The organism is Domibacillus sp. PGB-M46, assembly GCF_022668875.1.
GTDB lineage: Bacteria > Bacillota > Bacilli > Bacillales > Domibacillaceae > Domibacillus.
Genome location: NZ_JAKGCR010000002.1, coordinates 391,253 through 403,842 on the forward strand (window position 1 = coordinate 391,253; position 12,590 = coordinate 403,842).

Below are 12,590 nucleotides of genomic sequence, written 5' to 3' on the forward strand. Positions count from 1 at the left end.
AACAATGGATTTTAATGCTTGTTTGTGGAGGAATGAAGAAATGTTTAAATTGAATGAACATGGCACGACCGTTAAAACGGAACTGCTTGCCGGCTTAACAACCTTCCTGACAATGGTCTATATCGTGGTAGTTAACCCGATTATTTTGTCAGATGCCGGTGTCCCATTTGAGCAGGTGTTTACGGCGACAATCATTGCAGCGGTTGTCGGAACACTTTGGATGGGCTTGTTCGCCAACTACCCAATTGCGATCGCACCTGGTATGGGAATGAATGCGTATTTCGCTTACTCAGTTGTCGGGTCGCATGGCGGCATTACGTATGAAACAGCATTTGCAGCTGTTTTTATTTCAGGTCTTCTTTTTGTGATTTTGTCTTTAACGCCACTTCGCGAAAAGTTGATCGAAGCGATACCCGAAAATTTAAAGCACGGTATTTCTGCAGGCATTGGCTTGTTTATTGCTTTTATTGGGCTTCGTCTAACCGGTATTATCGCGGCAGACCCCAGCAACCTCGTTAAACTCGGTGACTTAACAAGCCCCTCCGCTCTTTTGGCTCTGTTCGGTCTTGCAGTCACTATTATTTTAATGGTACGGGGCATTAATGGTGCACTGTTTATCGGTATGGTTATTACCGGACTTGTGGCCCTTTTTACCGGTCAGCTTTCTTTTAAAGATGGCTTTGTCGGCATGCCATCTATGCCAGACGGGCTTATAGCGCTCAATCCTATTACAGCGCTTGGGGATGTAGTGAGTCATGGCTTATATGCAGTTGTGTTTTCGTTTTTACTTGTGACTCTTTTTGATACAACAGGCACAATGGTTGGCGTTGCCCAGCAGGCCGGCTTGATGAAAGGAAACAAAATGCCTCGGGCGCGTCAAGCGCTTTTGGCCGATTCTGTAGCTACATCAATCGGTGCGATGGCCGGTACAAGCCCGACGAGTGCTTATATTGAATCGTCTACTGGTGTTGCAGCTGGCGGGAGAACAGGACTAACATCTGTTACAGTAGCTGTGCTGTTTATTATAGCTGCTTTTTTTGGACCGCTTGTTTCTGCTGTATCGGGCATATCTGCTATTACAGCTCCGTCGCTTATTATTGTAGGCTGTTTGATGATGCAGAACGCAGCGAAAATCAACTGGAATGAGCTTGACGAAGCATTTCCTGCGTTTCTTATTATTTTAACGATGCCGCTGACATCGAGTATTGCGACTGGCATTGCGCTCGGGTTTGTATCGTATCCGCTTGTGAAAATAGCCCGTGGACGCTACAAAGAGATTCATCCTCTTGTGTATATTTTTGCCGTACTGTTTCTCTACCAGCTTTTATTTTTACCGCACTAAAAAAATCCGCCCCGGTTACCGGGGCGGATTTTTTATAAAGAAGACAAAGCATTCGCAATCGAGACTGTCCGCTTCGCCTGATGCTTTACCGCTGCTTCCACGTTTTCTTTCATGCCATCTCTCCCTACTGACACACTTGTACCATATGGATTTCCCCCTGCTTCAAACAGGACGGGATCCGTGTATCCGGGAGCAGCGATAATAGCGCCCCAATGGTACATAGTCGTGTATAGCTGAAGAATCGTCTGTTCCTGTCCGCCATGTGCGTTTTGAGCAGAGGTCATAGCGCTGACAACTTTGTTAGCCAGTTTTCCGGTTGCCCACAGGCCGCCGGTTGAATCGATAAATTGCTTGAATTGACCCGGTACATTGCCGTATCTTGTTGGAACGCTGAATACAATGGCATCTGCCCATTCTAAATCATCCAGCGTCACCTCTGGAATATCCTTTGCTTCTTCTACATGCGCCTTCCAGGCATCATTTTTTTCAATGGCCGACGCGGGTGCCGTTTCTGGAATTTTAAGAACTTTTACATTCGCTCCTGCTTCTTCTCCCGCTTCTTTCGCCCAGTTCGCCAATTGAAAATTTGTACCGGTCATGCTGTAATAAATTACCGCTAAATTTGTCATCTCTTGCTCTCCCCCTCATGCGTGGTGTCCTCCTACTGAGTTTGCCCGCTGAAGAAAAAAACAAAACCTTTTTATTTATCCGGCTGAAAAAAGTAGGAAAGTGCCGGATAGACGTCTTCTCTTTTACGAATGACGTAGGATTTAAATAGCGGGTTTTCGACTTTTCGAAAAGCAGACATTAGTGGTGTGGTCCGGTTGTACTGATTTACTTCCCCATAGCCGAACAGGCGGCAGTGCGGCAGTATTTTTTCGAGTAATGCCACACACTGGGGATTGTCTGAAGCAAGGTTATCGCCATCAGAAAAATGAAATGGATAAATGTTATACCGTTCCGGCGAATATTTTTTTTCCATGAGCTCCAGTACCAGCCGGTACGCAGATGAACAAATGGTTCCGCCGCTTTCTCCTTTAGTGAAGAAATCATTTTCTTCCATCTGGAGCGCTTCTGTATGATGTGCAATAAATACAATATCAACCGTTGTATATTTTTTTCTTAAAAAACGGGTCATCCAGAAAAAAAAGCTTCGGGCGATATATTTCTCAAACGGCCCCATGCTTCCGCTCGTATCCATCATCGCGAAAATTACGGCTTTAGACTGAGGCTTTTTCTCTTCGGTAAAAGAACGAAAACGACGGTCTTCTGGGCGGACAGGGAAAAAAGACATCTCTCCCGCCAGTGCGTTCCGCTTAAAAGCTGCCATTAATGTTTTCTTTTTATCAATTCGTGCGGTTACACCTGTTTTACGGATGTCATTAATGGTCCAGTCCGTAATAACCGATTCCGCTTTTTCTTTTTCAGCGAGATTTGGCAAGGCCAGCTCAGAAAACAGGGCATCTTCAATTTCAGCCATGCTGACTTCTGCTTCATAAAAATCCTCCCCGCGCTGGTTTCCTGCTTTTTTGCCCTGGCCGGCCGCACTTTTTTCATCACCGCCTGCCCGGGCGATGGCGTCTCCAACTTCTCCTTTTCCCTGTCCGGTATGCTTGGATTTTTCATCGGAATAACGGATTTTATACTCCTGAAGCGAACGGATCGGCAATTTCACTGTCCGCTTGCCGTCCGACATAATAATTTGCTCTTCAGTCACCATATCGGCTAAATTTTTTTTGATCGCTTCTTTTACTTTTTGGCGATGGCGTTCCTGGTCATCATAACCTTTTCGGTGGAGTGACCAGTCTTCTTCCGATAAATGATAGGATGTGTCCATTTCATTTCCTCCCCAGGTTTTATTCCAATCAAAAAGGGTAAACTAGTATAAAAGAATAACGAGGTGACTCATGATGAATTTAAAGAAGCGTGAAGAACAGCCTATGAATTCAATGGTCACAAGCTTTGAAGACATGGAAATCCTTGGCCGTCAAATGGAGCGCCAGCGGACAAATGAAGAACTGAAGCAGCATGAGCGACAGCCTGATCCGATTCAATTTGACGAATCAACCGATGGAAAACAATAACCCGGCTGCCTGCAACCGGGTTTTTCTTTTGGTTATCGGTTTAAAAGTCCTCCAACGTAGCGAAGCAATTCATTGGCTGAAACAGAATTGTAGCCGCATTCGTCAATTAAGCGTGCTGTGACTTCATTCATCTTTTTCAGCTGCTGTTCATCCGGCGTAACAGACGAAGTGGTAATTTTAACAATGTCTTTTAAATCGGAAAACAGCTTTTTCTGAATCGCTTCTCGAAGCCGATCATGCTCCCGGTAATCAAATTTTTTGCCTTTGCGTGCATAAGCGGAAATTCGAATCAGCATTTCTTCGCGGAATGCTTTTTTAGCGTTTTCCGACACGCCAATCTGTTCTTCGATCGACCGCATTAAACGCTCGTCCGGACTGACTTCCTCACCTGTGAGCGGATCGCTTAATTTCACCTTGTTGCAGTATGCTTCCACATTATCCAAATAGTTGTCCATTAATGCCCGGGCCGATTCTTCGTACGAGTAAACAAAAGCTTTTTGAACTTCTTTTTTCGCCGTTTCATCGTACTGCTTTCTCGCTTCGGAAATAAACTGCAAGTATTTCGTGCGCATTTCCTTGGTAATGGATGGATGTGAATCCAGACCGTCTTTTAATGAACGCAGCACATCCAGTGCATTGATCGAATTGGTTCCTTTTTTAATAATAGCTGCAGAAATGCGGTTCATCACATACCGCGGATCGATTCCATCCATTCCTTCATCTGAATGTTCTTTTCGGAGTTCTATAGCATCAAGCGGCGTTAATCCTTCTACCACTGCTCCGTCATAAAGCTTCATCTTCATCACAAGATCAACGTTTGCCCGGCTCGATTCTTTTAAGCGCGTTAAGATGGTAAACATGGCTGCAGTACGGAACGTATGCGGTGCAAAGTGAATGGAAGCCGCTTCACTTTCGTGTATCATTTTTTCATAAATTTTTTCTTCTTCGGTCACCTTGAGATTGTATGGCACCGGCATAACAATCATACGGGAATGAAGGGCTTCATTCTTTTTATCTGCAATAAAAGAACGGTACTCTGTTTCATTGGTATGGGCAATAATCATTTCATCTGCCGAGATTAAAGCAAACCGGCCGGCTTTGAAATTACCTTCTTGGGTTAGTGAGAGCAGGTGCCATAGAAACTTCTCATCGCACTTCAGCATTTCCTGGAATTCCATTAATCCCCGGTTTGCAATGTTTAATTCTCCGTCAAACCGGTAGGCACGCGGATCAGACTCCGATCCAAACTCGGCGATCGTTGAAAAATCGATGCTGCCGGTTAAATCCGCAATGTCCTGTGATTTCGGATCGGATGGACTGAACGTTCCAATGCCGCGGCGTCGGTCTTCTGAGAAGAAAATACGCTCAACCGGCACTTCTTCAATGCGGCCTCCAAATTCATGCTCAAGCCGGTAGGCATTTAGCGGTGACAGTGATCCTTCGATGCGGATACCATACTCTTCATAAAAGTCATCCCGAAGATCCCGTGGAATTAGATGAAGCGGGTCTTCTGCCATCTGGCAGCCTTTAATGGCATATACGGCGCCGGCATCTGTGCGGGTGTATTGCTCCAGTCCCCGCTTAAGCATTGATACAATTGTGGACTTCCCTCCGCCAACTGGCCCCATCAGCAGCAAAATCCGTTTGCGTACATCCAGCTTTTTTGCCGCCGGATGAAAATACTCTTCTACAAGACGCTGGATCGGTTCTTCAAGACCAAAAAGCTCGCGGCTGAAAAAGTCATAATTACCATCTGTCATACCGAATGAGCGAATCATATTGTATATACGTGCATGCGCAGGCATTGCAATATGCGGCTTTTCTCTAAGCAGCTCCAAATACTCCCGGAATGTTCCTTCCCAGCGCAGCTTTTCTTCTTCGGCACGGCTTGATTGAATTTTATCGAGTATCGTCATAATTAGCTCCCTCCGCTCCGCACTCTAATGGGCGTATTTATCGGATTTTATGCGCCGGCGAAACCATTTATGAGAAAAAGAAACATTCACATTCAATATTGCATCCGGTATAATAGGGAAAAATGTATGCGTTTGCGCTGCAGAAAGGGGCTTCTTTCCATGAGATTATTAGGTGTTCTTTTCGTATGTATTGCTTTTTTATCAGCGATTTTCACAGCGGGCTACAACGACAAGCCGGGCGCGAAATAAAAAAAGCTGTACCGATTTTCTCGGTACAGCTTTTTTTAAAAAGATATGCGGTTATAACCATCATTTAACTTAAAGCGTCTTGCACTTTTTGCTCCAGCCGGCCTGCTCCTCGGTCATAAGCTGCCAGTCCTGAATGGCCGACCTGCGCTTTTTTGTATTAATACAGGTCCGGGAAGCCTTGCTGGCGAAGTGCCTCGTATATAAGGATGGCTGCCGTGTTGGACAAGTTAAGCGAGCGGACATGCTCATTCATTGGAATGCGCAGACAGCGGTCCATATTGGCCGCGATCAAATCTTTTGGAAGACCCGTTGTTTCCTTGCCAAACATAAAGTAATGATCCTGTTCTATATCGCTGTAATCAAACTTAGCATGATCCTGCTTACCGAACTTTGAAAGATAATACATATTTCCATCTGGATTTTTTTCAAAAAACTCTTCAAGAGAATCATAATACGTAATGTTAACAAATTCCCAATAATCCAGCCCGGCACGCTTAAGCATTTTATCGTCAGTTGAAAATCCAAGCGGGCGGATTAAATGAAGCGGTGTACCGGTCGCCGCACACGTCCGCGCAATATTTCCGGTATTGGCCGGGATTTCCGGCTGGTATAGCACTACATGAACTGCCACAAAACTTCACTCCTTTTCAACTCACCATTATAGCACGGAACCAATCTGTCCGAGTGCTTTTTTAATTTCATCCACCACTGTTTCATCTTCTTCGCGCTCTAGTGCTTTGAACAGCTGGGACTCTGCCTCTATACCGCCAATCTGCCCAATAGTATAAGCTGCTGTACCACGAAGAACTGGACGTGGATCATTGTGAAGCAGAGCAGCAAGGGCCGGCAGCGAAGATGGCTCCCTGAAATGAGCCAATGCAATGACTGCATTTCGCTGAATCGGCTTTTTGCCGCGCCATGAACCAGACATCGCGCCAAACCGCTCCTTAAATTCCTTGTTGCTCATTGATAAAAGCGGCTCTAACAGCGGCTTTACTTCTTCCAGTGCCGGTATCATTTCTTCATGGTTTAATGTGTGTTTCCCTTTATTGGCCGGGCAGACGGTCTGGCACGTATCACAGCCGTACAGCCGGTTTCCAAGATGTTTACGGAATTCCTCCGGCAAAAAGTCTTTTGTCTGCGTTAAATAAGCGATACACCGCTGGGAATTAAGCTGTCCCCCTTGAACGAGTGCACTTGTTGGGCAGGCATCAATACATTTCGTACACGTGCCGCATTGGCTTTCCATCGGCGTGTCCGGTTCAAAAGGAATATTGGTCAGCATTTCACCTAAATACACGTATGAACCAAACTCCGGTGTAATAATCGCACAGTTTTTTGCACTCCAGCCGATGCCGGCCCGCTCTGCCACAGCACGGTCAGACAGCTCACCTGTATCAACCATTGATTTCATTTGGACATCTGGCATTTTTTCTTTTAAAAATGCTTCCAGCTGTTCCAGCTTTCTGCGCAGAACGAGGTGATAATCTTCTCCCCAGGACGCTCGGCAAAACAAGCCGCGCCGCTCTCCCTTTTTCCCTTTCGGAGCTCCTTCCAGCTTCGATGGATACGCAAGCGCAATGGCAATAATCGAACGCGGACTGTCCATCAAGAGCGCGGGGTTTGTCCGCTTTTCAATATCTTTTTCCTCAAAACCGGATGCATATCCCAGTTCTTGCTGCTGTACCAGTTTTTGCTTTAATTCAAGAAACGGATCGGCCGCAGCGAATCCGATTTTATCGATGCCAATTTCTTTGCTGTAGTCAATCAGTTCCTGCTTTAACTGCCGGTACATTTCTTCTCCTCCGTTCCATAGAAAACAGGCAAACGGGAACCCCGTCTGCCTGTTTGTCATTTTTCTTATTATTTCATAAAAAGGCGATAAAGTCGAGCATGTCAGCTGTAAATATGGCTTCCTGTTTCTACAAATTCCTTCGACTTTTCTTTCATGCCTTCTTCGGCTGCCTGCTTACGCAAATCATGAGAAATACGCATCGAGCAGAATTTTGGACCGCACATTGAACAGAAATGAGCCGTTTTTGCTCCTTCTGCCGGCAGGGTTTCATCATGGTATTCGCGCGCCCGGTCCGGGTCAAGCGATAAATTAAACTGATCATGCCATCTGAATTCAAAGCGCGCTTTTGATAAAGCATCATCTCTTTTTTGAGCTCCCGGATGGCCTTTGGCAAGATCCGCTGCATGAGCCGCAATTTTGTAGGCAATGACCCCTTCACGAACGTCATTTTTATCCGGCAGGCCAAGATGCTCCTTCGGTGTCACATAACAAAGCATCGCCGTGCCATGCATAGCAATCATCGCTGCACCAATCGCAGAAGTGATATGGTCATATCCCGGTGCGATATCCGTTGTCAGCGGACCAAGTGTGTAAAACGGCGCGCCCTGGCAAATATCAATTTCTTTATCAATATTTTCTTTGATTTTATGAAGTGGTACATGTCCTGGTCCTTCGATCATTACCTGAACATCATGGTTCCAGGCAATTTTCGTCAGTTCGCCAAGCGTTTCAAGTTCCGCAAATTGAGCTTCGTCATTTGCATCGGCAATCGATCCCGGACGAAGGCCGTCCCCCAAAGAAACCGAGATATCGTACGCCTTTAAAATTTCACAAATTTCTTCAAAGTGTGTGTATAAGAAATTTTCCTGGTGATGAGCCAGGCACCATTGCGCCATAATCGAACCACCGCGTGAAACAATACCAGTTGTCCGCTTAATTGTCATTGGAATATAGCGAAGCAGTACGCCGGCGTGAATCGTAAAATAATCAACTCCCTGCTCAGCCTGCTCAATGAGTGTATCCCGATACACTTCCCACGTTAAATCTTCTGCTATGCCTTTTACTTTTTCAAGAGCCTGATAAATCGGCACAGTGCCAACCGGTACCGGCGAATTGCGGATAATAAATTCCCTTGTCGCATGAATATTTTTTCCTGTAGACAGATCCATAATCGTGTCCGCACCCCAATGTGTTGCCCACGTCATTTTCTCTACTTCTTCTTCAATAGATGAACTTACTGACGAGTTACCAATATTTGCATTGACTTTTACATGAAAGCGGCTGCCAATAATCATCGGCTCATTTTCAGGGTGGTTAATATTGGCCGGAATAATCGCACGGCCGGAGGCAACCTCCTCTCGAATCGTTTCTGCGTCCATGTTTTCACGAATCGCTACATACTCCATTTCCGGTGTGATTATGCCTTTTTTCGCATAATGCATTTGAGTTACGTTCTGGCCAGAAAGCGCCCGTCTTGGTTTATGTGCAAAATCCGCTTGAAACATCGATTTCGCTTCTTTGACCCCGTTATCTTCCGGCTTTACTTCTCTTCCTTCATAAAGCTCTGTGTCTTTTCTGGCTGCCACCCACTGCTCTCTTACGCGCGGCAGCCCTTTATGTACGTCTGCAATAAAACCGGGTTCTGAATAAGGACCGCTTGTGTCATAAACGGTGATCGGTTCGTTTGAATGGGTTCCTGCATCTGTTTTCGTGTCGCTTAATTTAATTTGCCGGAATGGAACCTTGATGTCCGTTTTACTTCCTTTCACATAAACTTTTTCACTTGCTGGAAATTGTGCCTGCAAATTGATTTTTTCACTTTTCAAACGATTCATCTTATTTTCCTCCCTGGACTGCTGAAACCGATCTGGACACAGACACGTAAAAAAATAAAAACGGGTTCTTTTAAAATAAAAGAACCCGTGAAATAGTTTAATGAACGGCTTAAAAACCGTGTCCCTACTTCCCTACGCTGGTACTGGCCAGATCAGGTTCGAAGGGTTAAAGAGCCTTAAAGCGCGCTCTTCTCTCAGTCCGGCTAACGGACACCCCTAGCAGTTGTAAATTATGAAGCTGTGTACAAACTGTAACACGATAAAAATCATCTGTAAAGCATTTTTTCCATGTAATGCTATTTATTTGCCCCAAAAACCTTCAAATGCTACGCTTATAACTAGTTTTTTATCAGGCGAACGGAGGCAATGCAATGCAGACTATTTCTTTAGCAGAAGCGGTGAAGTTAAAAAGTATTTTAACTAAAAAAGTGCATGAATTGGAGGAAGAATTACGCCGCGTTGCTTACACAACGATTGAAAAAGGTGATTCTATTCCAACTCCTGTACGAACCGTAAGCGCTGTAGAAGCAGAACTTCAAGAAGTTCGAAAAGACGTGCGCACACTGGACCGGCTCATGTACAGAGCTAATAGCGAAAATACCGTTTCCTTTAAAAACGAAACCATTCCCCTTGTAGAAGCGATTGAATGGGCGACGCAGCTTCGTGCAGAAGCACGGCTTTGCAAGGAAATGGGCGCTTCTTCAAAGGAGGAAATCCAATACGGTTATGCGGAGAACACCACTGTTTATAAAATAGCTCTGTTCGAGCCTGAGGACTATCGGCAAAAAGCGATTCAGCTTGAACGGGAAGCTCATAAGCTTTCTAATTTAATTAATGCAAAAAATTACACAGTTACCATTGCCTTTAATGACGAAAAATATTTTTGACCTTGAAAAAGTGAGACTCTTTTTCAAGGCGCAGGATTGGGAACCTCACTTTTTGAATAGAAAAGCAAACCAATCTCCGTTTTCCATTCACCTTGTGACCGATAACCAATTACCATCTAAGGCGATGGCAATCCGCCCTTTAGATGTTTTTAAATGGTTTCTCCCTGCGAAACAGCCCCTTCTCTTCGAAGAGGCTGTTTATTTAAAGAGAAGCATTCTGAATGACAGACAGCATATTTTGATTCGGATAATTCACTTCTTTATATTGGCTCATCACTTTGTCTGCATCAAATTCCACCCGTTCAATGGAAGTACTGATCCGGTGTCCATCTGTTTCTACAATAGCGTATGAAGCTTTTTTAACGCCGTCAAACGGGAGGCCGACGCTGCCGATATTTATAACGACCTTTCCTTTTATATACCGAATATAAGGCTTATGGATATGAGCATAGATATATACGTCATTACTTTCAGAAAGCATTAATTTCGTTTCCAACACCTCGTCAGTCTCAGAAGAAGAAACAACAGTAAATAAGCTGTCCGGCGCTGCATGAAAAGCATGAACCGCCACACCGTCCAGATCGAGATGAAGCTCTGTTGGAAGGTCGTTTAGGTAATCGATATCCGCTTCTTCTAACTGCGATACAGTCCAGTCACGCTCTCGATTCATCAGCTCCAGCGCTGCTTCTGCTACTTCTCCTTTGTGAACACCTCGCACAACCCATTCATCCGCATTCCCTTTAATCACTTCTGTTTGAAGCCCTTGAATCAGCTCCAGTGACCGCTTCGGCTCCGGTCCGCGGTAACAAAGGTCGCCCAGTACATAAATTTTATCTACCTGCTTCGTTTTAAGATCATTTAGCACTGCTTGAAGCGCCACTGCATTCCCATGAACATCAGAGATAAAAGCTGCTTTCATTCTCAACATCCTTTTCTTTATTATTTTAAAGCAGAGAACCGATATGTATAAAAAAATTATGACAAGCAGGCTTTTTACTGTAAAGAAATAAGCTCACCAATAAAGGTGAGCTCAGGCTGTTGGCAAACGCCCGATTTCGGCGTCACTTGCCGGCTGTGAACGCTCATGACCCCGAAAAGGTCACTCCGCTTCCCAGCCGGCGGCGTTCTTGGAAAGACAGACGTTTTCAATCAGCCTGCTTTCTTACTTTGTCTACATTCCCAGCTCACCAATAAAGGTGAGCTTTATGTTTTACTTAAGGTTATTTTTTTCTTTTTGCGGAGCGGAAGAATCAGATCCCTCGGCTTCTTCAAGCGCTTTTAATTCGGCGTTTGTCTGTGGAAATCCGTTTGCCTGCCATTCATCGCGGTATTGGGCATCTAGTCCCGTCAGCCCTTCATATTCTTCTGCTTTTTCTGAATCAACACTCTCTATTTCGTCTTTTTTAAGCTCAGTGGACTTGTCATCAATAAATTTTGTTTTTTCAACGACCATGGTTTGCTCGTTTTTCTTAGAAGCAATACCATTTTTAATGCCTTTTACCACTTTTGTCGTTCCTGCTTTTAAACCATTACCGATTTTACCCACTGTACCAGAGCCCGTATCTCCTGATTCTTGTTTTTGTTGATATGCATTTAAAGCTAAAACGATTCCAGTAGTGAGTAATGCGGTAGAACCAACTACTACACCCATCGTCATTTCTTTTTTCTGAAGAGAGGAATTCATCCGATCAAGCATCTCTTTTTCTTTCTCCATCATTTTCTGCTGTGCATCAATTCCAGTCTTTACTCCCTGAATGGTTTTATTAATACCGCCCTTAATCATCTCTTCTTCGGTTTCAACGCCTGTTTTAATAAGGTCTGCTGTTTTTCCAGTACCAGCTTTTACCCCGTTTTTAATTCCTTTTTTCACTTCTTTTACTGCACTAAATTTTTGGTTCCGGTTTTCAGCCATTTGCTTCTTATTGCTATACCCTTTTGTCATCTTTACAGCCCCTGCTGATGCTAAAGCTGAAGAACCGATAATGATACCCATAGTAGATGTTTTCATACATACCCCTCCAGTTTAAGTTTTAAGTTAATAAGGATATTACCGATTTCAAGGGATTTTAAACAATATCCATCACAGTTGATACTATTTATCTAGATGAATAACCGTAAACGTGTCATTAGAAGCGATGTACTCACAAACGAATTTTTTATCTGTTTAAGAACGCAGCGGTTTTAAACACGAAAAAACCCTTCAACATTTGTTGAAGGGTTACGCCGTTTAATACCGGCGGCCGGGGTCGAACCGGCACTCCCGTGAAGGAACTGGATTTTGAGTCCAGCGCGTCTGCCAATTCCGCCACGCCGGCAAATACATAATGGAGGCGGCAACCGGACTCGAACCGGTGGTAAAGGTTTTGCAGACCTTGGCCTTACCGCTTGGCTATGCCGCCAAAGTATTGGAGCGGAAGACGGGATTCGAACCCGCGACCCCCACCTTGGCAAGGTGATGTTCTACCACTGAACTACTTCCGCA

At 44.7% G+C, this 12,590-nt stretch carries 11 protein-coding genes, 3 tRNA genes and 1 riboswitch; of the genes, 3 read left to right on the forward strand and 11 right to left on the reverse strand.

Annotation, left to right across the window (positions count from 1 at the left end; all coding sequences use genetic code 11):
• Positions 1-40 precede the first annotated feature (40 nt).
• Positions 41-1,342: an NCS2 family permease gene (locus L2D08_RS04055; RefSeq protein WP_242232441.1), complete on the forward strand. Its 1,302-nt coding sequence runs from the start codon at positions 41-43 to the stop codon at positions 1,340-1,342.
• A 32-nt stretch (positions 1,343-1,374) separates the two neighbouring features.
• Here L2D08_RS04055 and wrbA read toward each other — a convergent pair whose 3' ends face one another.
• Positions 1,375-1,971, reverse strand: coding sequence for an NAD(P)H:quinone oxidoreductase (wrbA, locus tag L2D08_RS04060; protein WP_242232442.1), 597 nt, complete (start codon positions 1,969-1,971; stop codon positions 1,375-1,377).
• A gap of 71 nt (positions 1,972-2,042) precedes the next feature.
• A complete protein-coding gene (gene yhbH, locus L2D08_RS04065; RefSeq protein ID WP_242232443.1) occupies positions 2,043-3,179 on the reverse strand; it encodes a sporulation protein YhbH in 1,137 nt (378 codons plus the stop codon).
• A 70-nt stretch (positions 3,180-3,249) separates the two neighbouring features.
• On the opposite strand from yhbH, the gene L2D08_RS04070 reads away from it, so the two are divergent.
• Positions 3,250-3,426 (forward strand): hypothetical protein, encoded by a 177-nt coding sequence (locus L2D08_RS04070; RefSeq protein WP_242232444.1) that lies wholly within the window; start codon positions 3,250-3,252, stop codon positions 3,424-3,426.
• Between the two features lie 32 nt (positions 3,427-3,458).
• On the opposite strand, the gene L2D08_RS04075 is transcribed toward L2D08_RS04070, so the two are convergent.
• From L2D08_RS04075 to thiC, 4 genes are all read right to left on the reverse strand, one after another.
• Positions 3,459-5,342, reverse strand: coding sequence for a PrkA family serine protein kinase (locus L2D08_RS04075; protein ID WP_242232445.1), 1,884 nt, complete (start codon positions 5,340-5,342; stop codon positions 3,459-3,461).
• A gap of 406 nt (positions 5,343-5,748) precedes the next feature.
• Positions 5,749-6,222, reverse strand: coding sequence for a tRNA (uridine(34)/cytosine(34)/5-carboxymethylaminomethyluridine(34)-2'-O)-methyltransferase TrmL (trmL, locus tag L2D08_RS04080; RefSeq protein ID WP_242232446.1), 474 nt, complete (start codon positions 6,220-6,222; stop codon positions 5,749-5,751).
• A gap of 27 nt (positions 6,223-6,249) precedes the next feature.
• Positions 6,250-7,386 (reverse strand): tRNA epoxyqueuosine(34) reductase QueG, encoded by a 1,137-nt coding sequence (queG, locus tag L2D08_RS04085; RefSeq protein WP_242232447.1) that lies wholly within the window; start codon positions 7,384-7,386, stop codon positions 6,250-6,252.
• Between the two features lie 101 nt (positions 7,387-7,487).
• Positions 7,488-9,221 carry a phosphomethylpyrimidine synthase ThiC gene (gene thiC / locus L2D08_RS04090; RefSeq protein WP_242232448.1) on the reverse strand — a complete coding sequence of 578 codons (1,734 nt, stop codon included), beginning with the start codon at positions 9,219-9,221 and terminating at the stop codon, positions 7,488-7,490.
• Positions 9,222-9,333: 112 nt separating this feature from the next.
• A riboswitch (TPP riboswitch) is annotated at positions 9,334-9,449 on the reverse strand.
• A 143-nt stretch (positions 9,450-9,592) separates the two neighbouring features.
• On the opposite strand from thiC, the gene L2D08_RS04095 reads away from it, so the two are divergent.
• Positions 9,593-10,108 carry a DIP1984 family protein gene (locus tag L2D08_RS04095; RefSeq protein WP_242232449.1) on the forward strand — a complete coding sequence of 172 codons (516 nt, stop codon included), beginning with the start codon at positions 9,593-9,595 and terminating at the stop codon, positions 10,106-10,108.
• 202 nt (positions 10,109-10,310) lie between these two features.
• Here L2D08_RS04095 and L2D08_RS04100 read toward each other — a convergent pair whose 3' ends face one another.
• The 5 genes from L2D08_RS04100 to L2D08_RS04120 form a co-directional block, all read right to left on the reverse strand.
• Positions 10,311-11,027, reverse strand: coding sequence for a metallophosphoesterase family protein (locus tag L2D08_RS04100; RefSeq protein ID WP_242232450.1), 717 nt, complete (start codon positions 11,025-11,027; stop codon positions 10,311-10,313).
• Positions 11,028-11,318: 291 nt separating this feature from the next.
• A complete protein-coding gene (locus L2D08_RS04105; RefSeq protein WP_242232451.1) occupies positions 11,319-12,116 on the reverse strand; it encodes a hypothetical protein in 798 nt (265 codons plus the stop codon).
• Between the two features lie 223 nt (positions 12,117-12,339).
• A tRNA-Leu gene (locus L2D08_RS04110) sits at positions 12,340-12,423 on the reverse strand.
• Between the two features lie 10 nt (positions 12,424-12,433).
• A tRNA-Cys gene (locus L2D08_RS04115) sits at positions 12,434-12,507 on the reverse strand.
• Positions 12,508-12,514: 7 nt separating this feature from the next.
• Positions 12,515-12,589: transfer RNA gene (locus L2D08_RS04120), tRNA-Gly, on the reverse strand.
• Between the last annotated feature and the right edge of the window lies 1 nt (position 12,590).

What these genes read in the sequence shown, in the direction of transcription:
- L2D08_RS04055 (WP_242232441.1), top strand. Translation starts at nt 41, where the DNA reads ATGTTTAAATTGAATGAACATGGCACGACCGTTAAAACGGAACTGCTT.
- wrbA (WP_242232442.1), bottom strand. Translation starts at nt 1,971, where the DNA reads ATGACAAATTTAGCGGTAATTTATTACAGCATGACCGGTACAAATTTT.
- yhbH (WP_242232443.1), bottom strand. Translation starts at nt 3,179, where the DNA reads ATGGACACATCCTATCATTTATCGGAAGAAGACTGGTCACTCCACCGA.
- L2D08_RS04070 (WP_242232444.1), top strand. Translation starts at nt 3,250, where the DNA reads ATGATGAATTTAAAGAAGCGTGAAGAACAGCCTATGAATTCAATGGTC.
- L2D08_RS04075 (WP_242232445.1), bottom strand. Translation starts at nt 5,342, where the DNA reads ATGACGATACTCGATAAAATTCAATCAAGCCGTGCCGAAGAAGAAAAG.
- queG (WP_242232447.1), bottom strand. Translation starts at nt 7,386, where the DNA reads ATGTACCGGCAGTTAAAGCAGGAACTGATTGACTACAGCAAAGAAATT.
- thiC (WP_242232448.1), bottom strand. Translation starts at nt 9,221, where the DNA reads ATGAATCGTTTGAAAAGTGAAAAAATCAATTTGCAGGCACAATTTCCA.
- L2D08_RS04095 (WP_242232449.1), top strand. Translation starts at nt 9,593, where the DNA reads ATGCAGACTATTTCTTTAGCAGAAGCGGTGAAGTTAAAAAGTATTTTA.
- L2D08_RS04100 (WP_242232450.1), bottom strand. Translation starts at nt 11,027, where the DNA reads ATGAAAGCAGCTTTTATCTCTGATGTTCATGGGAATGCAGTGGCGCTT.
- L2D08_RS04105 (WP_242232451.1), bottom strand. Translation starts at nt 12,116, where the DNA reads ATGAAAACATCTACTATGGGTATCATTATCGGTTCTTCAGCTTTAGCA.